This is a genomic window from Herpetosiphonaceae bacterium (assembly GCA_036374795.1).
GTDB lineage: Bacteria > Chloroflexota > Chloroflexia > Chloroflexales > Kallotenuaceae > LB3-1.
Map to the genome: position 1 here is coordinate 1 of DASUTC010000296.1, position 26,371 is coordinate 26,371.

The following is a 26,371-nucleotide window of genomic DNA, read 5'->3' on the forward strand; positions in this document are numbered from 1 at the left end:
AAGAATGTCCAGAAGTCGTATCGCCAGAAACAGGTCCTGAAGGGCGTATCACTGGAATTGTACAACGGTGAGATCCTGGCCCTGCTGGGACCAAACGGGTCCGGCAAGACGACATTTATTAAGATTCTTGCCACGCTGCTGATCAAAGACTCCGGCAGCGTCGAGATCATGGGCTATGACCTGGACAAGCATACCAATACGATCAGGCATCTGTTTGGCTATGTCGGCCAGGATAGCGAGCGGTCGGCCTATGCCCGGCTAACAGCCCGTGAGAACCTCCATTTCTTTGGCTCGCTGCATGGTCTGGACAAAAAAACGATCGAGGCGCAGCTCGAAAAGCTTGTCCATTATTTCGATTTTGAAGACAGTATCAATAAGCGGTTCGAGCACCTTTCGGGCGGGCAAAAGCAAACGATGGTCATCATGCGGGCGCTGCTCTACAATCCTCCCGTCGTCTATCTGGACGAGCCAACCAAGGGCCTTGACCCGCTTGTCGCCAAGAAGATTCGGGCCTATCTCAAGCGCTACGTCAAGGATGAGCAGAAATCGCTGCTGCTCACATCGCACATTCTGCCCGAAGTTGACGAGATGGCCGACCGTGTCGCGCTGATCGCCGACGGCGTGATCCCGATCGTCTCCACGCCGACCAAGCTGAAGCAGAGCGTCAGCGTCCAGAGCTTTATCGAAGTCCCATGTACCTTAATCTCGCCGGAGGTCAAGGACGAGATTATGGCGAACAGCCTGATTCTGACGTGCCGCGAGCGCGAGCCGGGCTGGCTGTCATTCGGGGTGAACGATCTGCTCGACGGCACCGAGATGATGATCGCGCTGATGCGCAAGCACCAGATTCAGCCAACCATCCGCAACTACAATGTCTCGCTGGAAGATGCCTTTGTGCATCATGTTGGTGCTCTCGCGCAGCGCTTCGATACCTAGGTGTTTTAGGAGATCTCTCATGCTCGATACTGCGATCCCGATGGTCGGCGTTCCGCCCAAGGTGGAGAGCTTTTCAAAACCAGTCTCCGGCTGGACCGTGTGCAGAGCGACGATTACTAAAGAGCTGCTGATGGCCGGGCGGTATATGCCGGATTTGATCGGCAGAGTAGTCGAGGCCACGATCAAGGTCAGCTTCTTTCTGCTGATGGCGACATCGATCTCGGTCGAGAACGTCGATGCGCTGTCGGGCGCAAACCTGTCGAGCCACAGCCTGTCGCTGTTTTACCTTTCCAGCCTGATGCTGATGGTCTTCAACGGCACCGCGCTCTCCTCGCCGATCATCTCGGTCAACCGCGATCTGTATTTTGGAACGCTTGAATTTCTGTACAGCGGCCCGTCATCGCGCTATGCCTATTTCATCGGCACCGTGCTGGCAAGCGCGATTATCAATCAGGTCACGTTTCTGCCGATCTTCCTCTTCTATGTCTTCTACTCAGGCGTCAGCCTCTTTAATGTCTTGCTGGTGCTGGGCGTCTGCGCGCTGGTGCTGGTGACGATGGTTTCGATGGGCATTATGATCGCGCTCCTGACGCTGCTGCTGAAACAGATGGGCTCGATCGCTTCGCTGATCAGCCAGGCGTTTGAGTTTCTGGCCGGAGCGTATCTGCCGATCTCGGTCTTGCCCGTGTATATTCGCGTATTCGCCTATGTTCTGCCCTACACCTGGGGCTATGATCTCATTCGCTACTACAGCCTGAATGGTAACTGGAAGACCTTCTATCCCGTCTGGATCCAATGGTCGGCGCTGATCGGGTTTGCGATCATCTTTGTGATCGTCTCTCGGTACCTGCTCCAACAGACGGAAATCCGCGCCAAAAAAGAAGGGCTTCATCTGCTCTAGCCACGACGACCACAGATCGTCGCTGCCGGAAGCTGGCGCGTAGAGATGCGCCATGCTGGACGCCTGTTGCCCTGAGCTTTTGATCGACAAACGCTGAGTATCAGCTCGTGTACTGGCGCCACCGGCCCACTCCTGATCAGGATGGCGAGTCCGGCTGGCGAGTCACGAGCGCAGCGTGAGATTCCGTGGCGCGGCTTGTCTAGGTTGCAGCTCTGGAGCGATCCAGGCTACGACCGGTATCGCACAATCAGTGGAGGTATCAATGGATGTACGCACGGTCGGTGTAATCGGAGCTGGCGTGATGGGGCGCGGCGTCGCGCAGAACCTGGCCCAGACCCAGCACCAGGTTATCCTGGTGGATGTGAACGATGCCACCCTGGAGAGCGCCAGGGAAGAGATCTATCAGAGCGTCCGCTTTCATGGCCTGTTCAAGAAGACCGAGCAGCGGGAAACGCCGGATGCGGTTCTGCAACGGATTACCTTCACCACCAACTATGAGCTGTTGCAGGACGCCGATTTCGTGATCGAGAACGCTACCGAAAAATGGGACATTAAGCGCGAGATCTATCCTAAGATCGACGCGATCTGCCCGGAACACTGTGTCTTCGCGGCCAACACCTCGGCGATCTCGATTACGCGCATCGGCTCCGTCACCAAGCGCGCGCCGCAGATCCTCGGCATGCACTTTATGAATCCGGTGCCGATGAAGCCGGTGGTCGAGGTGATTCGCGGCTACCACACCTCGGAGGCGACGATCGCCACCGCGAAGAGCCTGCTGGCAAACATGGGCAAAGAAGGCATTGTGGTCAACGACGCGCCGGGCTTTGTCTCGAACCGCGTGCTGATGCTGACGATCAATGAGGCGATCTTCCTGGTGCAAGATCAGGTCGCCTCAGCCGAAGAGGTCGATCGGATTTTCAAGACGTGTTTTGGACACAAGATGGGACCGCTGGAAACCGCAGACTTGATCGGCCTCGACACGATTCTGTACTCGATCGATGTCCTCTACGAAAGCTTTAACGACAGCAAGTACCGTCCCTGCCCGCTGCTGAAGAAGATGGTCGATGCCGGGCTGCATGGCAAGAAAAACGGCCAGGGCTTCTACACCTACCGATCAACCACCCTGTAACCCCAAGAAAGGAATCACCGCTATGGAGAACGCAAAAGCGCGGATCAGACAATTCTTCGAGCGCTCGCTCCAGCGCAACGATCTGCCGGACGACGAGAATATCTTCGCGGCTGGCCTTGTCAACTCGCTGTTTGCGATGCAGCTTGTGCTGTTCGTCGAGAATGAGTTTGGCTTCAGCACCGATAACGACGATCTGGTCATCGATAACTTCAGCTCGATCAATGCGATTGCCAATCTGGTCGATCGAAAGATCGGCGCGATTGCCTGAGAGCGAAAGCTGTACGAGGCACTTCCTGGTGAAAGGAAATACCGATGGACATGGACCTGACTCCGCAGCAAAAAGAAGCCCAGGCAGGCTTTCGCTCGTTTGTCGACCAGCAGATTGTGCCACATGCCGATCGGTACGACCAGGAGGAGCGGATTCCGGCTGAGCTGGTCAGCGCGATGGCGCGAGCGGGCTATCTTGGCGCGATCGTGCCGGAAGAGTTCGGCGGCAGGCCGATCGACATGATTACCTACGGCTTGCTGGCGGAAGAGCTGGGCCGGGGTAGCTCGTCGGTGAACGCGCTGCTGACCGTTCACAGCATGTGCTCGTTCGCCATCGCTCGCTGGGGCAGCCCCGCGCAAAAAGAGCGCTGGCTCTCCCGCATGGCGCAGGGCACGCTGCTTGGCGCGTTTGCGCTGACTGAGATTCACGCCGGCAGCGATGCCAGGAGCGTCGAAACCGAGGCGGTGCCGACGAGCGACGGCTATATTCTCAACGGGCGCAAGCGCTGGATTACCTTCGGGCAGCTCGCCGATCTGTTTCTGGTCTTCGGCAAGTGCGAGGGCCAGCTCATGATCTTCTTCGTGGAGCGCAACACGCCGGGCCTGTCGGTAGCGCCGATTACGGGCATGCTCGGCTCGCGCGCCTCGATGCTGGGCGAGGTCACGCTCAACAACTGCCAGATCGCCAAAGAAGACGTGATCGCCAAGGCGGGCTTTGGCTTTGCCTCGGTGCTGGCCTCGGTGCTGGATATTGGCCGATACACCGTGGCCTGGAACTGTGTCGGGATTGGACAGGCGTGTTTAGAAGCCTCCTTGAGCTACACCAGCCAGCGCAAGCAGTTCGGCGTGTATCTCAAAGAGCATCAGCTGATCCAGCAGATGATCGCGAACATGCTGACTAATCTCAACGCGGCGCGGCTGCTGTGCTACCGGGCCGGGTACCTGAAGGAGAAGGGCGATCCACGGATGATCATGGAAACGATGATCGCCAAATACTTCGCCTCGACGATGGTTACGAAAGCGGCCAACGACGCGGTCCAGATCCACGGCGCGAACGGCTGTAGTAGCGATTATCCGGTCCAGCGGTATCTGCGCGACGCGCGGATTCAGGAGATCATCGAGGGTAGCTCCCAGATCCAGCAGATGACCATCGCGAAATATAGCTATCAGCAGTAGTAGCAAAAGGATATAGCACGATGTCACAGGAGTTGGTTGAGCCTGCGATCCAGAGTCACACCGAGCCGAAGACGGTGAAGTGTGTGGTCTGGGATCTTGACAACACGCTCTGGAAGGGCATTCTCCTCGAAAACGATCAGCTTGTGCTCACCGAGAACATTGCCGCGATCATCAAGACGCTCGACGAGCGAGGCATCTTGCAATCGGTTGCCAGCCGCAACGATCATGATGCGGCGATGGAGAAGCTGCGTGAGCTAGAGCTGGATCAGTACTTCTTGTATCCGCAGATCAACTGGAATCCTAAGTCATCGTCGATCGAGAAGATCGCCAAGCTGATCAACATCGGCCTTGACACCATCGCCTTTATCGACGATCAGCCGTTCGAGCGCGAGGAGGTGGCGTTCGCGCTGCCCGCCGTGCGCTGCATCGACGTGACCGAGCTCGGCACGCTGCTGGATCGCCCGGATATGAATCCGCGCTTCCTGACGGAAGACTCGCGCCTGCGCCGCCAGATGTATCTCAGCGACATCAAACGTCAGGAAGTCGAAGAAACATTTGCGGGATCGACCGATGCATTTCTGGCCTCGCTCAACATGATCTTCACGATCGGCCCGGCCCAGGAAGACGATTTGCAGCGCGCTGAAGAGCTGACGGTGCGCACGAATCAGCTCAACACCACCGGCTACACCTACGGCTACGAGGAATTGAATTTCCTCCGGCAATCGCCGCAGCATAAGCTCCTGATCGCCGGGCTGGAAGATAAGTACGGCACATACGGCAAAATCGGCCTGACGCTGGTCGATTGCCAGCCCGATGTCTGGACGATCAAGCTGCTGCTGATGTCGTGCCGGGTGATGTCGCGTGGCGTTGGCACGATCCTGATCGGCCATATCATGAACATGGCGCGCGCGCACAACGTCCGCCTCCACTCGGAATTCATCTCCAATGATCGCAATCGGATGATGTACGTCACCTATAAGTTCAACGGCTTCAAAGAAATATCTTCTGAGGGCAAGCGGATTGTCTTCGAGGCCGATCTCGACCGTATCCCACCCTTCCCGTCATACGTCGACGTGCGGATTCTGCCCTGATAGAGAGAGCAGACAAACAAAGAACAAAGCCCAGGCGCCACTGCTCTGCGTTCATCGGCGTTGGTGCGCAGGGCATGGCATCCGGTTTCGTTGTTCTTTGCTCTCTCTCAGGTGCGATGGAGCCGGGAATGTCCTGGGGCGCAGGCTTTATCATCAGGGGACAGTGATTCTATGAACTCCGTGGCTAGCCAGATTGCTGAACACTCGTCGGAGCAGCACCGATCGTCCATGATAGCCGAGCCGATCGCGATCATCGGCATGGGCTGTCGCTTCCCCGGAGGCGCTAGCGATCCGACGGCATTCTGGCACCTGCTGCGGAACGGCGTCGACGCGATCAGCGAGGTCCCGGCCTCGCGCTGGGATGCCGATGCTTTCTATGCTTCGCGCGCCGCGACGCCCGGTAAAACGGTGACACGCTGGGGCGGTTTTCTGGAGCAAGTCGATCTCTTCGACGCCGCTTTCTTCGGCATCACGCCCCGTGAAGCCACCTACATGGACCCGCAGCAGCGTCTGCTGCTTGAGGTCGCCTGGGAAGCGCTGGAGCACGCCTGCCAGTCCCGCGACAGGCTGGCGGGCACGTCGACGGGCGTGTTTATCGGGATTTCTGGCAGCGATTACGGCCAAAACCTTGAGCCGGAGCGCATCGTTCAGTACAGCGGTATCGGCAGCGCGGTTAACATTGCGGCAGGACGCATCTCCTACCTGTTCGATCTGCGCGGCCCGTGCGTCGCGGTCGATACCGCCTCGTCGTCTTCGCTGGTCGCAGTTCATCTCGCCTGCCAGAGCCTGCGCTCCGGCGAGAGCAGCCTTGCGCTGGCCGGTGGCGTCAAGCTGATGCTGTCGCCATCGGCATCCATTGTGTATTCCCAGATGCATGTGCTGGCGAGCGATGGCCGCTGCAAAACATTCGATAGCCGGGCCGATGGGTTCGTCCCAGGCGAGGGCTGTGGCGTCGTCGTGCTCAAGCGCCTGGCCGAAGCCCTGGCCGATGGCGATCCGATCCTGGCGGTGGTTCGCGGCTCTGCGATCAATCAGGACGGGCGCTCAAGCAGCCTGTCAGCGCCCAACGCGGAGTCGCAGCAGGCGGTGATCCGCCTGGCCCTGCGCAGCAGCGGCATCGACCCGCTCAGCGTGAGCTATGTTGAGACACACGGCAGCGGCACGCCGCTGGGCGATCCGATCGAGGTCGGCGCGCTGAGCGATGTGCTCGGTCGATCCGGCGATCAGGTGCCGCCATGTGTTCTGGGCGCGGTCAAGACAAATGTGGGTCATCTGGATACCGCCGCCGGGATCGCGGGGCTGATCAAGACGATCCTGGCCCTGCGTCACGGCGCGCTGCCGGGCAATCTCAACTTCCAGTCACTCAATCCGCAGATCACGCTGGACGGCACCCGCTTTGTTATTCCAACGGCGCTCCAGCCCTGGCCGGTCGATGGGCGGCGCATCGCCGGAGTTAATTCGTTCGGCTGGTCGGGCACGAATGCGCACGTTGTGGTTGAGGAAGCGCCGCCGATCACGGCTGCCGAGTCCAGGCCCTCCAAGCACGCGCCGCCGTATATGCTGCCGATCTCAGCTCAGCATCCTGAGGCACTTAAAGAGCTGGCGCGGCGCTATCATGCCCTGCTGACGGATCGGGCCGCTCCAGCGCTGCACGATCTTGCGTACACCGCCAGCACACGTCGGACGCACCACCAGTACCGCCTGGCTCTGATCGGCGCGTCTGCGGAAGCGCTGGCAGAGCAGGCGCAGGCGGTAGTGAGCGACGATCCGATGCCCGATCCGACCAGTCATGCGCAGCCATCCAACGTTGTCTTCTTCTTCCCCGGACAGGGATCGCAGTGGAGCGGCATGGCGCGCGATCTCCTGGACTCGGAGCCGGTCTTCCGCGAGATGATCGACGCCTGCGCCGCTGCGTTCCGCCCGTACACCACCTGGGATCTGCACGAACAGCTCCGCAATCCAATGCCCGATCCGCCGATCGATGTGATCCAGCCGACGCTGTTTGCGGTGACGCTCGGCATCTATGCGCTGTGGCAATCGTGGGGCATCGTGCCTGCCGCCGTGGTCGGGCACAGTATGGGCGAGGTCGCGGCGGCTTACGCGGCTGGAGCGCTCTCGCTCGACGATGCGGCGCGCATCACCTGCACTCGCTCGCGGCTGTTGCGCCGCTGTAGCGGGCAGGGCACGATGCTCATGGCCGATCTCACCGAGGCCCAAGCGGAGGCGGCGCTGGAAGGCTACCGGGATCGGCTCTCGGTGGCGGCGCTGAACGGGCCGCATACCACGGTCATCAGCGGAACGCCGGATGCGATCGAAGCGCTGAAGACGACGCTCGATCAGCAGCAGGTGTTCTGCCGCCGGATCAGCGTCGACATCGCCGCTCACAGCGTGCAGATGGAGCCGCTGCTGGAGGATGCTCGGATGGCGGTGATCGATCTGCGCCCCCGACCGAGCCATACCGTGTTCTACTCGTCGGTGCTGGCAGATGTGGTAGCGGGCGAGACGCTGGATGCCGACTACTGGACGCGCAACTTGCGCGAGCCCGTGCGGTTCGGCCCGACGGTCGCCGCGCTGATTGATGCGGGCTACCGCACCTTTGTCGAGATCAGCCCTCATCCGATCCTGATGCAGGCAGTTAAGGGCAGCCTGCATGCGGCGGGCCAGGCTGGCATCGTGCTGCCATCGCTGCGGCGGCAGGAAGATTCACGAGCGGCGCTGCTGGATACGCTGGGCGCGCTCTACAGCGCAGGCTATCCGGTCGACTGGGAGCGGCTGTATCCTGAGGGCGGGCGCTGTGTGGACTTGCCCGCCTATCCCTGGCAGCGCGAGCGATTCTGGATCGAGGGTCTGCCGACCTTTGCTGCATCCGGCGCTCAGCCCGGCTCCGAGCTTAAGCATGACCGGCTCCGACAGAACGGCGATCGAGCGGCGATCGACGGGGCGGGCAAGTCGCTCAGAAACGTGCCCGATCTTCATCCCGAAGCGCTGGCAAACGATCCTGATCAGCTCTCCGACCAATCGCTGTACGCGGTGCTGTGGGAGGAGCAGGATCGACCGGCTGGGCCGGAGCGGTCGCTGGATCAGGAGCGGTGGCTCATCTTTGCCGACGCGAGCGGTATCGGAAGCAGCATGGCGGCACGTTTACAGGCGCGTGGCGCGGAATGTGTGCTTGTAACGCCCGGCGCGCATGGGCTGGAAGGTCACGGTTCCAGCTACTGGCTCGATCCTGCCGGACCTGACGCCTTCCGCCAGCTTTTACAAGCCGTATCCGCTAGCTCCCGGCTGCCCTGCCGCAACATCATCTTTATGTGGAGCCTCACGTCGGCCACCGTTGATCGAGCGCCGCTCGAAGATCTCTTCTCGGCCAGATCCAACGGGATGATCAGCGCGCTGTATCTGGCTCAGGCGCTCGCGCGAAGCGGCTGGCGCGATCTACCCCGGCTGTGGCTCGTCACACGTGCGACGCAGGCGATCGGTGGTACGCGCGACACGCCGCAGCGGCTAGAGCAGGCCACGCTGTGGGGCGTGGGCCGCACCCTGATGTACGAGCACCCGGAGCTCCAGTGCTCGCTGCTGGACCTCCCCGCCGCCGGAATGGCGAACGAAGCGGAAGCGCTGGCTGAGGAATTTCTAGCGCGCACAACCGAAAATCAGGTAGCCCTGCGTGGCGCTCAGCGCTATGTAGCAAGGCTGGCGCACGCTACCGCAGAAGTCGTGGCACAGCGGGCGATTCTTCCAGACGCAGCGCTGACGCTGGCGGGCAATCGGCCCTTCCAGCTCACGATCGACCATCCCGGCGACCTTGAGCGGCTGACCCTGCGCGCTGCCAATCGCCGGGTGCCGGGTCCGGGGCAGGTTGAGATCCAGGTTCGGGCGAGCGGGCTGAACTTCGCCGACGTGCTGCGCGCCAGGGGTATCTATCCCGGCCAGGAGCACGGCAGCCCGCTGCTTGGCCTTGAGTGCGCCGGGATCATCACGGCTATTGGGAGCGGGGTGGCAGGGCTGGCGATCGGCGATGCTGTGGTAGCGTGTGCTGCCGGTGCCTTCGGCTCGCATGTCACGGCTGATGCCCGGTTTGTGGTACCCAAGCCTGAGCAGATCGACTTTGCCACTGCTGCAACCCTGCCGATGGCATTCATGACTGCCTGGCATAGCCTGGTAACGCAGGCGCGGCTGGCACCAGGCGAGCGCGTGCTGATCCATTCGGCGGCGGGCGGCGTTGGCCTCGCTGCCGTGCAGATCGCCAGGCAGCTTGGGGCCGACATCTTTGCCACGGCTGGCACGCCTGAGAAGCGGGCGTTCTTGCAATCGCTGGGTATTAGCCACGTGCTCGACTCGCGCTCCTCGTACTTCGCAAGCGAGATCCTGGAGCTGACGAACGGCCAGGGCGTCGATGTGGTCTTGAACTCGCTGACCGGCGTTGCGCTCTCCAAGAGCCTGGAAGCGCTCGGCCTGTATGGTCGCTTTGTCGAGCTGGGCAAGAAAGATATTTACCAGCACATGCCGCTGGATCTGGGAGCTTTCCGCAAGAGCCTGGCCTTCTTCGTGGTCGATGTGGCGGGCATGATGACGGCACGGCCCGACCACTTTGCCGGGCTGCTGCGCGAGATCATGGGACGTTTTACCGAAGGCAGCTTACAGCCCTCACCGCTGCGCTGCTTCCCGATCACGCAGGTGCGCGATGCGTTCGATCTGCTGGCGCAGCACCAGCACATCGGCAAGGTCGCGGTTCGTATCGACGCGCCTGAGCAGGTGCCCATCGCCCCGGCGGTAGCTCCACGCAGCGCCGTGCGTCCCGCCGGAACCTATGTGGTCGCTGGCGACCTGGAACAGCCTGGGCTGACGGTTGCGCGCTGGCTCGTCGACGAGGGCGTTCGCCATCTGGTCATGATCAGCCAGCGCGGCCCTTCGGCGGCAGCCCGGCGCGCGCTCGACGAGATCGCCGCAGCCGGAGCCTCGATCAGCGTTTACCAGGCCGATCTCGCCCGGCGCGATGAGCTTTCCGCCGTACTAGCCACGATTGCGCAGACCAACCAACCGCTGCGCGGCGTGCTGCATCTGGCAGACCTGCCAGGCAGCCGCGCGCTGGCCCAGCTCGATCCGGAGGGCTTGACCGCCATGATCGCGCCGCACCTGCACGGCGCATGGAATCTCCACAGCCTGACCGTGGACCTGCACCTCGATTGCTTCGTGCTCTGCTCCTCGGTCGCGGGTATGCTGGGGATGGCGGGGCAGGCAAGCCAGGCAGCGGTAGATACCTTCTTTGAGGCGCTGGCCTACTACCGCCGCGCCGAGGGCCTGACCGCCTTGAGTATCAACTGGAGCTGTACCGCCGATGCCGCCGAGCAGCATCGACCAACCAACCAGGGACTCAAAAGCATGACTTCGGCCCAGGCTGTAGCCGCGCTCAAGCAAATGATCGGCCAGGACGCGACTCAGGTTGGCGTTATGCCGTTGAACGTGCGCCAGTGGCTTCAGTTCCATCCGGGCGCGGCCACGCTCCCTGTCTTCGCGCGGCTGCTTCAGGAGCAAAAGCAGCAGCCCGCAGCTTCGCCCACGTCGAGCTCACTCGGCGTCGCCCTCCGCGACGCGGAGCCGGAGCAGCGCCTGGGGCTGCTGGAGCAATACCTGAAAGAGCAAGTCGCCAAAATCTTGCGGCTGGCACCGAGCAAGCTCGATCGGCATAAGCCGCTGGGCGCGCTCGGCCTCGACTCGCTGATGGCGCTTGAGCTGCGCAACCACTTAGAAGATAGCCTGGCGCTTCAACTGCCGGTCACGCTGATCTGGAACTACCAGACGATTGCTGCGCTCGGCGCACATCTTGTCGAGAAGCTGGGCCTGCCGCTTGAAACTCCGCCTCCGGTGGTGGAGCCGGAGCTGTCGCTTGACCAGGAAACCACGCTGGCGATGCTCCTCGCCGAGCTCAACAAATACTCAGTTGAGGAGCTGCGGGCAGCATTCTCGGACTAACGTTGCTCTGATGGCGCGGCATGTCCAGCAATGTCCTGCGCCGGTTTGACCATAATCGCCCGATCAGCGGGCGCATGAGCGAATGAAGGTAACGCTGCTATGGAGAACAACACCCCGATCAATCAGCGCCGTGCCGAGCTGTCTTCGGCCAAACGGGCGTTACTGGAGCAACGCTTACGCGGCGCACGCGGCGGCGGCACAGAGGCCGACCCGCCGATCCCACGTCGAACGGGATCTGATCCAGTCCCGCTGTCATTTGTCCAGCAGCGGCTCTGGTTTTTGAGCCAGCTCGAGCCGCAGAACCCGTTCTATAACATCTACGGCACGGCGCTCTTGATCGGCACGCTCGACATCGGTGTCTTGGAGCGCAGCATTGTCATGCTCCTTGAGCGCCATGAGTCGCTGCGGACCTTCTTTCCGGTGGTCGATGGGCAGGCGAGCGCGGTTGTACTGCCCGCTTCGAGCTTCAGGCTTGAGCAGATCGAGCTGGGACCGCTGCCCGAAGACCGCTACGAGGCCGTGCTCCGCGCGGAGGTCGAAGCGCTCATGCTCCAGCCCTTCAACCTGGCCGGGGGGCTGCTCTTTCGCGCGATTCTGCTGCGGCTCGACGCGCAACACCACGGTATCCTGTTTCTGATGCATCACATCATCGCCGATGGCTGGTCGATCGGGATCTTCAACCACGAGTTTGCGCTCTGCTACCAGGCCCTGGCTCAGGGCCGCGCGCCGACGCTGAGCGCCCTGCCGATCCAGTACGCCGATTACGCGGTGTGGCAGCACAACTGGCTCCAGGGCGCGGTGCTGGAGCGGCATCTATCGCATTGGCGGCGGCAGCTGGCCGACAGCCAGCCGCTCTTTCCGCTGCCGACCGACTTCCCACGTCCGCCGGTGCAAACCTTTGTGGGCGCGCACTATCACTTTCCGCTGAGTCCGGAGCGCGTCGCCGCGCTGACCGCGCTCGGTCGGCAGGAGGGCGCGACCCTGTTTATGACGCTGCTGGCGGCCTTCCAGATCTTGCTGGGCCGCTACAGCGGGCAGGATGATATTCTGGTCGGCACGCCCTCGGCCAACCGGACGCGCCCGGAGCTGGAAGGGCTGATCGGCATGTTCGTCAGCACCCTGGCGCTGCGCGTCAACCTGGGCGACCAGCCCTCGTTCCGCGAGCTGCTGCGCCGGGTGCGCAATGTAACCGCCGCCGCCTACGAGCACCAGGATTTGCCCTTTGAGCAGTTGCTCGAAGAGCTGAAGCATCCGCGCTCGCTGAGCTACTCGCCGATCTTCCAGATCTTCTTCGCCCTGCAAAACGTCCCGACGCCGCCGGTGGATCTGCCGCGATTACGGATCAGCCGATTCGAGACGGGCAACAACTCGGTCAAATTCGACCTGACGCTCAACATCGAGGAGATGAGCGGCGGCGGTCTGATGGCCTGCTTCGATTACCGCACGGACCTGTTTTTGCCCGCGACGATTGAGCGCATGGCCGAACACTATCAAATCCTGCTCGACGCGATCCTGGCCGATCCGGAGCAGACAATCACGCGGCTGCCCCTGCTGACCGTGGCGGAGCGCCAGCAGCTCCTCGGGGCATGGAACGCGACGGGCGCGCCGTTCGCTGCGACGACCTGTATCCATCAGCACTTCGAGGCGCAGGCCGCGCGCACACCGCAGGCGACGGCGCTGGTGGCTGGCAGCGTGGATCTGAGCTACGCCGAACTCAATCAGCGCGCCAATCAACTGGCGCACTATCTGCGGCGACACGGCGTTGGCCCTGAAAGCTACGTCGCGGTGTGCCTCCATCGCTCGCCGGAAGCGATTGTCAGCCTGCTGGCGGTGCTCAAAGCGGGCGGCGCGTACATCCCGCTCGACCCGCACGCGCCCGCCGAGCGCCTGGCCTTCATCCTGGCAGATGCGCAGCCACGGGCCGTGATCACCGACGCGGCGCATAGCGAGCGCTTCACGAGCGCGGCTGTGGGGGTGTCCGCCACGCCCGCCCCGATCCTCATTCAGGTAGATGTTGACTCTGCGCCGATTGCCGCCGAGCCTGCGACCAATCCCGTGGCAGGCGTGCAGCCCGCGAATCTGGCGTATCTGATCTATACCTCAGGCTCCGCCGGACAGCCCAAAGGCGTGATGATCGCGCATCAAGCGCTGGTCCACTACGCCGAGGCTGCCCGCGCGATGTACGGACTGACCGCCGCCGACCGGGTCTTGCAGTTCGCGTCGCTCAGCTTCGATACGAGCGTCGAAGAGATCTATCCCACCCTGACCAGCGGCGCGACCCTGGTGCTCCGCGACGAGGCTATGCTGGCAACCGCCGCCAGCTTCATCCGGCAGGCCGAGGCATGGGAGCTGACGGTGATCAGTCTGCCGACCGCCTACTGGCATGAGCTAACGCTTCAACTGCCTGAGCTGCGTCGATCGCTGCCGCCGACACTGCGGCTGGTGATCATCGGCGGCGAGGAGGCGCTGGCGGAGCGGGTAGCGCTGTGGCGACAGCACGTGCCGGAGCAGGTGCGGCTGGTCAACACCTACGGCCCGACCGAGACGACGGTTGTGGCGACGATCTGCGGGATCGACGAATTGCCCTCCGAGGTGCCGAGCGTGCCGATCGGGCGACCGATCCAGAACGTGCAGACGTATGTGCTGGACCAGCACATGCAGCCGGTGCCGGTGGGCGTGCCCGGCGAGCTGTACATCGGCGGCGCGGGTGTGGCGCGCGGCTACCTCAATCGTCCTGATCTGACCGCCGCTCGCTTTCTGCCCAATCCGTTCATCGACAGCGATACGGAAGCATGCGCCGCCGAACGCCTGTATCGCACCGGCGACCGTGTGCGGTATCGTCCTGATGGCGCGCTGGAATTCCTCGGTCGCAGCGACTTCCAGGTCAAGATCCGGGGATTTCGCATCGAGCCTGGCGAGATCGAGCAACGCCTGAGCGAGCACCCGGAGGTCGAGGCCGCCGCCGTGGTGGTCTACGAGCCGCAGCCCGGCGATCGTCGACTGGCGGCCTACGTCGCCACGCCGCGAACCGATGGCGGCTTTCCCGCCGAGCTGCGAATGTTTCTGAAAACGCGCGTGCCAGACTACATGCTGCCCGCGCTGTTAGTACCGCTGACTTCGCTCCCGCTAACATCCAGCGGCAAGCTCGATCGGAGCGCGCTGCCTGCGCCGGAGGAGACAGGTTTAGCGCAGCAGGCGGCGTATGTGCCGCCGGAAGACGCGCTCCAGGCTCAGCTCGTGCGCATCTGGGAATCGATTCTAAACCGGGAGTCGATCAGCATCACCGACAACTTCTTCGAGCTGGGCGGCAACTCGCTGCTGTCGATGCGTCTGATGGCGCGTATCGAAGAGCGCATGGGCCAAAGCCTGCCACTCCGAACGCTCTACGCCGCTCCCACGATCAAGGAGTTCACGGCGTATCTGCACGAGCGCGGCTGGCCTGGCGTGCTGCGGCTGGTAGATGATCTGCCGGAGATTCGTTCGCCACTGGTGAAAATCCAGCCCAACGGCCCCAGACGGCCCTTCTTCTTCGTCGCGCCGCTTGGCGGTATCGTTCCAGCGAACGTCCTGGTCGGCTTCATGGATCTCGTGCCCTACTTTGGCCTCGACCAGCCGTTTTACGGATTACAGCTCCCAAGCGTGGCGCAGCCGCTCTTGAAGCACCTGGACTCGAATCATATGTCCGATTCCGCAGAGCTGGCGAGGCATGTGCTGGAGTTTGCGCCAAGCCGCCGCATTATTGAGGATGGAGCGGCGCAGTGTATAGCCGCGATGCGGGAGGTCCAGCCGCATGGCCCGTATCTCCTTGGAGGCTTCTGCTCCGGCGGCATCGTCGCGCTGGAGATCGCGCAGCAGCTACGCCAGCAAGGCGAGGAGATTGGCTTTCTTGGGCTGCTCGACACATCGGCTGCGCTCACCGCCGGTCTACAGGCCGATCAATCCGAGGCGGCGCTCCTGGCCTTCGCCCGTCAGCGGATCGCGCCGCAAATCGAGCGGATCGAAGCTCCTGACACCGGCGATATTGCCTGGTTCATTAGAAAGGATCTGGGCTGGGCAACCATGAAGAAGGATCTCGAAGTGGTCTACGAGGAGCTGAACCGCCTCGATCCGCAGGATTACTGGTCGTACTGCGTCAATGAGCTCAAGCACGCGGGCACAGTAACACCCGACACTACCGAGCAAGAGATCTATCGGCTGTTCCAGATGTTCCAGGTGAATAAGATCGGCAGCAGCTACGTCCTTTCAACCTACCCGCTGCATGTGTCCGACCATCATATTTCGCTGTTCCTCTCCGAACAGGCCGAGCTGGATGGCGATCCGACTCAGGACTGGGCGGCGCTGACGAGCACGCCGATCGATCTGCGCCTCGTGCCCGGCGATCATGGAACCCTGTTCTTAGAGCCACATATCCAGAATCTGGCTCAACAGTTGTTAGATAAATTCGCCATGGTCGATCAGCCGGTATAGGCGGTCGCCCTGGGTCGTCCAGCAGCGAGCAGGCTGGCTGGTCGCTAGCCCGCCGCAAGCTGCGGCAATCACGTAAGAGTAAAGGTGAATCAATGGGCCATCCAATCGAACAGCTCATCAATGGTCTTCCTCCCGAAATGCGCGCGCTGCTCGCGGCGAAACTTCAGCCCGAACCGGAGCCCATCGCGATCATTGGTGTCGGCTGCCGGTTTCCGGGCGGCGCTATGACTCCCGATGCCTTCTGGCGGCTGCTGGCGAGCGGCCAGGAGGCGATCAGCGAGATTCCACCTGACCGCTGGGATTGGCGCGAGTATTACGATCCCGATCCTGCCGCGCCCGACAAGATGTACACGCGCTGGGGCGCGTTTCTTGAGGATATTGCCGGGTTTGATAACCAGTTCTTCGGGATTGCGCCCGGCGAGGCGCTGCGCATGGACCCGCAGCAGCGGCTGCTGCTTGAGGTTGCCTGGGAAGCGCTGGAGCACGCCGGGCAGTCAGTCGATCGCCTGGCTCGTAGCCGGACCGGAATCTACATCGGGATTATGGACAGTGGCTACAACCGGCTTCAGATCCACAGCCAGGGCGCGATCGCCTGCCGCAACGATCCGTATTTCAGCATCGGCAGCTCGTCGAGCATCGCCTCCGGTCGGCTCTCATACATCCTCGATCTCCAGGGTCCAAACGTGGCGATTGACACGGCCTGCTCCTCATCGCTGGTCGCAACGCATCTGGCCTGTCAGGCCCTGCGCAGCAACGAGTGCGACCTGGCGCTGGCTGGCGGCGTCAATGTGATCTTGCTGCCCGACACCTTTATCAGCTTTTGCAAGATGAATATGCTGGCGAGCGACGGACGGTGTAAAACCTTCGATGCCGGTGCCGATGGCTTTGTGATGGGCGAGGGCTGCGGTGTCGTCGCGCTGAAACGCCTTTCGGATGCGCTCAAGGACGGCGATCCGATTATTGCGCTGATTCGTGGCTCGGCAGTGAATGAGGATGGACGAAGCAGCAGCCAGACAGCGCCGAACGGCCTCGCGCAGCAGGCAGTTGTGCGGCAGGCGCTCAAGAGCGCCAGGCTCACAGCGCAGCAGGTCCAGTATGTCGAAGCGCACGGCTCCGGCACGGCCCTCGGCGATCCGATCGAGATCGAGGCGCTGGGCATGGCGCTGAGCGTCGGGCGGACCCACGAGCAGCGGCTGCGCGTCGGCGCGCTAAAAACAAGCATCGGGCATATGGTGACGGCTGCCGGGATCGGCGGCCTGATCAAAACGGCGCTGTCGCTGCACCATAGCCTGATCCCACCCTCCCTGAATCTGCGCGTGCCGAATCCGGGCATTCCCTGGGACGCCTACCCGCTTGAGGTGCCGACGCAGCCAACGCTCTGGCCGACGACCGGCGACAGGCGGATCGCCGGCGTTAGCTCGTTCGGCTGGTCGGGGACCAATGCGCATGCCATTCTGGAGGCCGCGCCAGAGCGGCCTGCCTCTGGCCCTTCGCGGCCCTACCAACTGCTGCTGCTCTCGGCCAAAACCGAAACCGCGCTCGATACGATGACGGCGAACCTGGGACGCTTTCTGTCGAATCAGCCCGATCTTCATCTCGGCGATGTCGCCTACACGCTCCAGGTCGGGCGCAGCGCTCTGGATTTCCGCCGCGCAATCGTTTGTCAAGATCAGGCTGAGGCCGTCACGCTGCTGACACCCGCCGATCCGAGCTGTCGCCCCGCGAGCCTCAGGAGTCAGGGCCGTCATGCGGCTGCTTTCCTGCTCCCCGGTGTGGGCGATCACTACGTCGGCATGGCGCGCGACCTGTACGAGCACGAGCCGATCTTCCGCGAGACGGTCGATCGCTGCTGCACCGTACTGGCGGCCTATCTGGATCACGACCTGCGCGCGGTGCTGTATCCTGCTGGCGCAGAAGCACCGCCGCTGCTCAATCCCCGTGCATTGTTCGCGAGCAGCGCCACCAATGGCCGTACGCCGCTGCACCAGACGGCGCTGGCGCAACCGGCGGTGTTTGTGGTCGAGTACGCGCTGGCGCAGCTCTTGATGGCCTGGGGCATCCAGCCGCAGGCGATGCTGGGCTACAGCCTGGGCGAGTACGTCGCGGCCTGCGTCAGCGGCGTGCTCGCGCTGGAGGATGCGCTCCGCCTGGTGGCGACGCGCGCGCAGTTGATCCAGCAGCTTCCGGCAGGCGCGATGCTGGCGGTGGCGGCCAGCGAGGCGGCGGTGCAGCCCTACCTGGGCGACGGCGTCTGCCTGGCGGTGGTCAATAGCCCGACCGCCTGCGTGCTCGCCGGGCCGCCAGCGGCTATCGCGGCGGTCAGCGCGCGGTTGGAGGCCGCCGAGATCGCCTGCCGCGCGATCGACACCAGCCACGCCTTCCACTCCACCATGCTCGCGCCGATCGCCGCGCAGATCACGACGCTGGCCCGCAGCCTGACGCTGCATGCGCCGCGCATCCCCTACGTCTCGAACGTGACGGGCACCTGGATCACGCCGGAGCAGGCGACCGACCCGGCCTACTGGGCGCAGCACATGGTGCAGACCGTGCGCTTCGCCGACGGCGTGGGTGCGCTCTTGCAGCGGTCAGATCTGGTGCTGCTGGAAGTCGGGCCGGGGCAAGCGCTGGGCTCGTTCGTGCGGCAGCATCCGGCGTGCAGCCGGGAGCGGATGAGCCTGGTGGTCAGCACGCTGCGGGCGGCGCACGAGCGGCAGGACGATCAGGCGCTACTGCTGACGACGCTCGGTAAGCTCTGGCAGCTAGGTGTGACGATCGACTGGCCGGGCTTTTACACCCACGAGCAGCGCCGCCGCATTCACTTGCCGACCTATCCCTTTGAGCATCAGCGTTTCTGGATCGAGCCGGGTACGCGCCACACTCCGACAGCGCCGCAGGCGATCCAATCGCTGGCCGATCTGGCGCTGCTGAAGCGGAACGAGCTTGCCGAGAGCTTTTACCTGCCAGGCTGGCAGCAGCGCTCGCCCCATATCGCCGCGCCGCTCCCTGCCGCGAGCGATGGCCGATGCTGGCTGGTATTCTCCGACGACTGTGGCGTTGGCGATGCCGTCACGCGCTGGCTACGGGCACAGGCGCAGATCGTGATCACCGTGCGACAGAGTGAGCGCTTTACCCGGCTTGGCGATCACGCCTATGGCCTCAATCCGGGCGTCCGCGACGACTATGATCGCCTGCTTGGCGCGTTGAAGGCCCACGGACAAAGCCCGCGCCATGTGGTGTACGCCTGGCCGACCACCGCTGACTCATCCACCGTCGAGGCCAGCATGAAGTCGCTGCTCGACGTGAGCTTCTACGGGCTGCTCTATCTTGGACAAGCCCTGAGCGATCTTGACCTCGACCAGTGTTGCCTGACGATTGTTTCTAATCATGTGCAGCGCGTCACCGGGCATGAGCGGCTGGTTCCAGCCAAAGCGACGCTGATCGGGCCGTGCCGGAGCATCCAGTTCGAGCATCCCGCCATGCGCTGCCGCAGCATCGATCTGGTCGTTCCCGATGACGATAGCGAGTTTGCCGATCTGCTTGCCAATCTCGTGGGCGAGCTGACCGCCGAAGAAACCGAGATCGTGGTTGCGCTGCGCGACCATCGGCGCTGGGCTCAGACCGTCGAGCGAATGCCAGCAACGATGTCGGCGTCGCCGCTGCGGGCAGGCGGGGTATACCTGATCACCGGCGGACTGGGCGGCATCGGGCTGGCGATGGCCGACCACCTCGCGCGCGGTTGCAAGGCGAAGCTGGCGCTGGTGGGCCGAACAGGGCTGCCGCCGCGCCACGAATGGCCCGCTATTCTTCAGAACCAGCATGCCGATGCGGATCTGCGGCGGCGCGTCCAGCAGGTGCAGGAGCTTGAAAGCCTGGGTGCCGACGTGCTGATCCTTCAGGCCGACGTTGCCAATCCCGATCAGATCAGCCACGCGGTGCGGCAGGCCCTTGCCCGCTTTGGCGCGATTCACGGGGTGATCCATGCCGCCGGTGTTCCTGGCAAGGGCCTGGCGGCGCTGAAAACCTCCGAGATGGTCGAGCGCGTCTTTGCTCCCAAGATCCAGGGAACGCTCGCGCTGGCTCATGCGGTGCAGGACGTACCGCTCGACTTCATGGTCCTCTGCTCTTCGATCCTGTCGATCGCGGGCGGCAGCGCGGGCCAGGTGGACTACTGCGCGGCAAACGCTTTTCTCGATGCCTTTGCTCAGGCGAACTTTCGTAAGCACGGCACGACGATCGCGATCGGCTGGGGCGAGTGGCAATGGAATGCCTGGGAAGACGCCATGGACGGCTACGATGCCGCTACTCAGGAGTTCTTCCGCGAGCGGCGGCGCAAGTACGGCATGACCTTTGCCGAAGGCGTCGAAGCCTTCGAGCGGGCGCTCTCGCGTCGGCTGCCGAGCGTCTTTGTCTCGACCGATGATCTGCATGCGATGATCCAGTTTGGCAAAGACGCATCGATTGCCGCGCTCTCGACGACCAGCCCCACAGACCAGGCGATCTATAGTCGCCCGAACCTGGCGACCTCGTACGTCGCGCCGCGCAGCGAGCTGGAACACCTGATCGCTGACGTGTGGGGTGAGCAGCTAGGTATTGCCGACATCGGCATCAACGACAACTTCTTCGACCTGGGCGGTAACTCGCTGCTTGGGATGGTGCTGCTGGCAAAGCTTCGCAAACGGCTGAATATCGATCAGATCCCGTCGTATGTGCTGTTTGAAGCGCCCTCGATTGGCGCGATGGCGCACTACTTTGAGCAGCGCCCGACCAGCGAAAGCGTGCTCGAAGCGCGTCACGATCGCGGAGCGCGACGCCGTGAGCGACAGGCTCAGCGCCGCCAGCACGCCTAGCGCGTGACAGGCCGGGTTTACCTACAGCATCGCACGCTTCAGACAAGGCTCCTTGAGACGACACTAGCACAGAAAGTAGTGATATATGCAACACTCCGGATCGCACGATCTGACATCTTCTCCGGCAATAGCGATCATCGGGATGGCAGGCCGCTTTCCTGGCGCGCACAATCCGCAAGGACTCTGGCACAACCTGATCAACGGCGTTAAGTCCATCCGAAGCTTCTCAGACGACGAGCTGCGCCAGGCCGGTGTCGATCCGGAGATGCTGCGCCAGCCCAACTATGTCAAAGCGGGCGCCACCGTTGACAACGTGGACCAGTTCGACGCCGCCTTTTTTGGGTTCACGCCCCGTGAGGCCGAGGTGATGGACCCGCAGCAGCGTTTGTTTCTGGAGTGCTCCTGGGAAGCCCTGGAGGATGCCGCCTACGACCCTGAGCGTTGCAGCGCGCTGGTCGGCGTCTTCGCTGGCGCTGCCGGGCCGTCGTACCTGCTCAACAACATCCTGACGAATCCGGATCTGGTCGATCTGCTTGGGCAGCTCCAGATCGAGGTGTTCAACGCCGCCGATGCGCTTGCTTCTACCGTCTCGTACCGCTTCAACTTTCGCGGGCCGAGCGTTGCCGTCCAGAGCTTCTGCTCGACCTCGCTGGTTGCCGTGCATTTCGCCAGCCAGAGCTTGCTCAACTATGAGTGTGATATGGCGCTGGCAGGCGGCGTGGCGATCAGCGTTCCGCATACCACGGGCTATCTGTACCAGGAGGGCGGCATCGTCTCGCCGGACGGCGAGTGCCGCAGCTTCGATCGGCGGGGTCAGGGCAGCGTGATGGGCAACGGCGTCGGCGTGGTGATCCTGAAGCGGCTTGAAGATGCGCTGGCCGACGGCGATCATATCTACGCTGCTATTCGCGGCTCGGCGATCAATAACGACGGCACGCTGCGCGCCGGTTACACCGCGCCCGGACTGGAAGGCCAGAGCGCCGTGATTACCGAAGCCCTCGCCAACGCCGGTGTCGAGGCGGAAAGTATTGACTATATCGAGGCCCATGGAACCGGCACATCGCTTGGCGACGCGATCGAGCTGGCGGCAACGATTCGGGCGCTGCGCAAGCACACCGATAGATCCGGATTCTGCGGCATTGGCTCGGTCAAGCCCAATATCGGCCATCTTGACCGCGCCTCCGGTGTCACCGGGCTGATCAAGGCGTCGCTGGCACTGAAGAATCGCCTCCTGCCGCCAAGCCTGAACTTCGAGCAATCAAGTCCTGACATCGATCTGGCCTCAAGCCCGCTCTACGTCAACACCGAGCTGCGCGAATGGCCCAACAAGAGCACGCCCCGCCGCGCAGGCGTGAGCTCGTTCGGAGTGGGCGGTAGCAATGCGCATGTCGTGCTGGAAGAAGCGCCCGCGCAGGCAGCATCCAGCCAATCGCGCCGCTACCATACGCTGCTGCTCTCGGCCAAAACCGAAACCGCGCTCGATACGATGACGGCGAATCTGGCGCAGTTTTTGGACGAGCATCCCGACGCGAACCTTGCCGATGTCGCCTATACTCTTCAGGTTGGACGCAGCGCGTTCAACTATCGCCGCGCGATCGTCTGTGGGAATCGGGATGAGGCCGTCCAGGTGCTCCGGCAGGACGCGGCGCAGTTGGGCGTCACGCATCAGGTCTATCGCGATCGTCCGCTGGCCTTCCTGTTCCCCGGCGTCGGCGATCACTACGTCGGCATGGCGCGCGACCTGTACGAGCACGAGCCGATCTTCCGTGAGACGGTCGATCGCTGCTGCGCCCTGATGCAGCGTCAATCGCATCAGGATCTTGCCGCCGCGCTCTATCCATCGGATGGGACGAGTCCCGCTGCGTCCCAGGGTGGTCAGCTCGATCTTCGTGCTCTGCTGCGACGCGATGGACCATCTGCGGGCGACTCATCGCTGCACCAGACGGCCCTGGCGCAGCCAGCGGTGTTTGTGGTCGAGTACGCGCTGGCGCAATTGCTCATGGCCTGGGGCATTCAGCCGCAGGCGATGCTGGGCTACAGCCTGGGCGAGTACGTCGCGGCCTGCGTCAGCGGCGTGCTCGCGCTGGAAGACGCGCTGCGGCTGGTGGCGACGCGCGCGCAGTTGATCCAGCAGCTTCCGGCAGGCGCGATGCTGGCGGTGGCGGCCAGCGAGGCGGCGGTGCAGCCCTACCTGGGCGACGACGTGTGCCTGGCGGTGGTCAACAGCCCGACCGCCTGCGTGCTCGCCGGGCCGCCCGACGCTATCGCGGCGGTCAGCGCGCGGTTGGAGGCCGCCGAGATCGCCCGCCGCGCGATCGACACCAGCCACGCCTTCCACTCCACCATGCTCGCGCCGATCGCCGCGCAGGTCACGGCCCTGGCGCGCAGCCTGACGCTCAGCGCGCCGCGTATCCCCTACGTCTCGAACGTGACCGGCACCTGGATCACGCCGGAGCAGGCGACCGACCCGGCCTACTGGGCGCAGCACATGGTGCAGACCGTGCGCTTCGCCGACGGCGTGGGCGTGCTGCTGCGCGACGAGACGCTGGCCTTCCTGGAAGTCGGGCCGGGGCAGGCGCTGGGCTCGTTCGTGCGGCAGCATCCGGCGTGCAGCCGGGAGCGGCGGACGACGGTCGTGCATACGCTGCGGGCGGCGCACGAGCGGCAGGACGATCAGGCGCTGCTGCTGACGACGCTCGGCAAGCTCTGGCAGCTCGGTGTGACGATCGACTGGCCGGGCTTCTATGCCGACGAGACGCGCTACCGCCTGTCGCTGCCGACCTATCCCTTCGAGCGGCGGCGCTTCTGGATCGAGCCAGGCGGTGTGCGGCCTGTGACGCTCGCGCCGAGCGGCAAGCATCCTGAGATTGCAGAGTGGTTCTACCGGCCTGCCTGGGAGTCTGTCCCGCGTCCTGGTCCACCCTCAAGCGATGGACGCTGGCTGATCTTCCTCGACAGCCACGGCGTCGGCGAGGTCGCAGCCGACCGCCTGCGCCGCGCAGGACAACCGGTGGTGCAGGTCAGACCCGGCGCTGAGTTTGCCCAGGTCGACGCGGAGTCGTTTGAACTGCGTCCCGGCGATGCCTCAGACTATCAGGCGTTGGTCGCGGCTCTGCGCGGCGCGAACATGCTGCCCAGCCATGTGCTGCACCTTTGGAGCCTGGAGCCGCTGGCAGACGCCGCGGGGATCGCGCGTTTCCGCGCTGCGCAGGAGCTTGGCTTCTATAGCGTGCTCTTCCTGGTTCAGGCGCTCAACACACATTTGATGACCCAATCGCTCGATCTGGCGGTGATCACAAACGGAATGCAGCAGGCCGCCGAGGGTGACGTGCCCGATGCTGACTATGCCTCGCTCGCCGGTTTGTGTACCGTGATCGGCCAGGAATATGTCAGCGTCTCCTGCCGGACGGTGGATGTCCAGATCACCGCCACGAGCGACTACCAGGCCCTCGCGGATCTGGCGCTCAGCGAAGCGCAGGCCGGGACCGGCGATCTGCTGGTGGCGTACCGAGACGATCGGCGGCTGGTCCAGCGCTTTACATCGGTGCGCCTGGAAAACAGCGCATCGATCCTGCGTCCGCGCGGCATCTACCTGATCACGGGCGGCATGGGCGGCGTCAGCCTTGTGCTGGCCGAACACCTCGCGCGCAGTGTGCAGGCCCGCCTGGTGCTGCTTTCGAGGTCGGGACTACCCCCGCGCGATAGCTGGGCCGATTGGCTGGCAAGTCATCCCGCCGATGACCGCATCAGCGCTCGTATTCGCAGCGTGCAAGATCTCGAAGCGCTGGGCGCTGAAGTGCTGGTGCTTCAGGCCGACGTGGCCGATGTCGCTCAGATGCAGGCGGCCATCGCTGAGACGCATGCCCGTTTCGGCGCGATCAATGGCGTGCTCCACGCGGCGGGCATCTCCGACGCCAGCAGCTTCGGCGCGATCCAGCGGCTGGTTCGGGAGCAGTGCGAAGCTCACTTCCAGCCGAAAGCGCACGGCCTGTATGCGCTTGAGTCGGCACTCGGCGATGAGCCGCTTGACTTCTGCCTGCTCTTCTCGTCGCTCTCCGCCGTGCTGGGCGGCATGGGCTTTGCCGGGTACGCGGCGGCAAACAGCTTCATGGATAGCTTCGCGCAGCGCCATAATCAGGCCCATCCGGTCAAATGGGTCAGCGTCAACTGGGACGCCTGGCGCGCTGACGAAGCAAGCTCCGGCAAAGCGGGCGCGACGCTCGTGCAGTACGAGATGCTGCCCGCCGAGGGCGCGCAGGCATTCGAGCGCGTGATCGCGGCCAGATCTCACACCCGCATCGTCAATTCAACCGGCGACCTGAATGCGCGTATTCGCCAGTGGGTGCAGCTTGCCGCGCTGCGCAATATCGACGAGCAGCCCGACGACAGCCCGACGATCATCGCCACGCGCTCGCGGCTCAGCACCAGCGACTACGAGCAGCGCCTGATCGCCATCTGGCGCTATGTCCTGGGTATTCAAGAAGTCGGGCTGCACGATAACTTCTTCGACCTGGGCGGCAACTCGCTCAACGGCTTGCAGGTGATCGCCCAGATCAAGAAGGAGTTCAAGGTTCAGATCCCTGCTGTCGCGCTCTTCGAGGCACCGACGGTCAGCGCGCTGGCGCAGTATCTCGCGCCGCAGGACGCGCCGCAGGTCGATCGGCAGGAGACGCAGCTTCGGCAGCGCCGCCAGCGGATGCGCGAAACCGGCGGCTCGCAGGATATTGCGATCATTAGCATGGTTGGTCGCTTTCCGGGCGCGAATACCGTCGAGCAGTTCTGGAATAACATTTGTGATGGCGTTGAGTCGAAGTCTCACTTCAGCGATGCCGAGCTGCTTGCCGCAGGCGTGGACCCCGAGCTGCTCCGAAACCCTGATTACGTGAAAATTCGCCCGATTCTGGATGATGTGGAGCACTTCGACGCGGCCTTCTTCGGCTACACGCCGCGCGAGGCCGAGCTGATGGACCCGCAGCAGCGGCTCTTCCACGAGTGCGCCTGGGAGGCGCTGGAAACGGCGGGCTACGATACCCAGCGCTACAAGGGCCTCATCGGCGTCTTCGCCGGAACCAACCTCAACTTTTATATGATGCGCATGGCTGGCGATCCGGCGCTGCTCGCAGAGCTCAATGATAATATTCTGCTGGAGAACGACAAGGACGCGCTGGCGACCAACGTGGCCTACAAGCTGAACTTACACGGCCCCAGCTTTGCCGTGCAGACCTTCTGCTCGACCTCGCTAGTCGCCACGCACCTGGCCTGCCGTAGCCTCCTCGACGGCGAGTGCGATATGGCGCTGGCCGGGGGCGTCTCGGTGCGCGTGCCGGTCAAGGCGGGCTATCTCTACGTCGAGGGCGATCAGGTATCGCCCGATGGCTGCTGCCGCACCTTCGATGCGCGCGGCGAAGGCGCGATCTTTGGCGACGGCGTTGCTATCGTACTCCTTAAGCGGCTCGACGATGCGCTGGCGGACGGCGATACGATCCATGCGGTGATCAAAGGCTCGGCCATCAACAACGACGGCGGGCGTAAAGTCGGCTATACCGCGCCCAGCGTCACCGGCCAGGCCGAGGTCGTCACCACCGCG

The 26,371-nt window shown here is 63.4% G+C and carries 10 protein-coding genes; all 10 read left to right on the forward strand.

What is annotated here, in order from left to right; genetic code table 11:
- The coding region (locus VFZ66_23130) for an ABC transporter ATP-binding protein (protein ID HEX6292100.1) at window positions 1-936 on the forward strand (936 nt) is incomplete at its 5' end.
- A gap of 19 nt (window positions 937-955) precedes the next feature.
- Window positions 956-1,837, forward strand: a complete 882-nt coding sequence (locus VFZ66_23135) for an ABC transporter permease (protein HEX6292101.1) — start codon at window positions 956-958, stop codon at window positions 1,835-1,837.
- Between the two features lie 262 nt (window positions 1,838-2,099).
- On the forward strand, window positions 2,100-2,966 hold the full coding sequence (locus tag VFZ66_23140) for a 3-hydroxyacyl-CoA dehydrogenase NAD-binding domain-containing protein (protein HEX6292102.1): 867 nt from the start codon (window positions 2,100-2,102) through the stop codon (window positions 2,964-2,966).
- Between the two features lie 22 nt (window positions 2,967-2,988).
- The gene (locus tag VFZ66_23145; GenBank protein ID HEX6292103.1) at window positions 2,989-3,234 is read left to right on the forward strand and encodes a phosphopantetheine-binding protein; all 246 of its coding nucleotides are present in this window, start codon (window positions 2,989-2,991) and stop codon (window positions 3,232-3,234) included.
- A gap of 44 nt (window positions 3,235-3,278) precedes the next feature.
- Window positions 3,279-4,409 (forward strand): acyl-CoA dehydrogenase family protein, encoded by a 1,131-nt coding sequence (locus VFZ66_23150; GenBank protein ID HEX6292104.1) that lies wholly within the window; start codon window positions 3,279-3,281, stop codon window positions 4,407-4,409.
- A 20-nt stretch (window positions 4,410-4,429) separates the two neighbouring features.
- Window positions 4,430-5,500, forward strand: coding sequence for an HAD-IIIC family phosphatase (locus VFZ66_23155; GenBank protein HEX6292105.1), 1,071 nt, complete (start codon window positions 4,430-4,432; stop codon window positions 5,498-5,500).
- A 228-nt stretch (window positions 5,501-5,728) separates the two neighbouring features.
- Entirely contained in the window at window positions 5,729-11,470 is a 5,742-nt protein-coding gene (locus VFZ66_23160; GenBank protein HEX6292106.1) for a type I polyketide synthase, read from the forward strand.
- A gap of 99 nt (window positions 11,471-11,569) precedes the next feature.
- The gene (locus tag VFZ66_23165) at window positions 11,570-15,937 is read left to right on the forward strand and encodes an amino acid adenylation domain-containing protein (protein HEX6292107.1); all 4,368 of its coding nucleotides are present in this window, start codon (window positions 11,570-11,572) and stop codon (window positions 15,935-15,937) included.
- Window positions 15,938-16,029: 92 nt separating this feature from the next.
- Window positions 16,030-20,784 (forward strand): SDR family NAD(P)-dependent oxidoreductase, encoded by a 4,755-nt coding sequence (locus VFZ66_23170; protein HEX6292108.1) that lies wholly within the window; start codon window positions 16,030-16,032, stop codon window positions 20,782-20,784.
- A gap of 85 nt (window positions 20,785-20,869) precedes the next feature.
- On the forward strand, window positions 20,870-26,371 hold a 5,502-nt coding region (locus tag VFZ66_23175), incomplete at its 3' end, for an SDR family NAD(P)-dependent oxidoreductase (GenBank protein HEX6292109.1).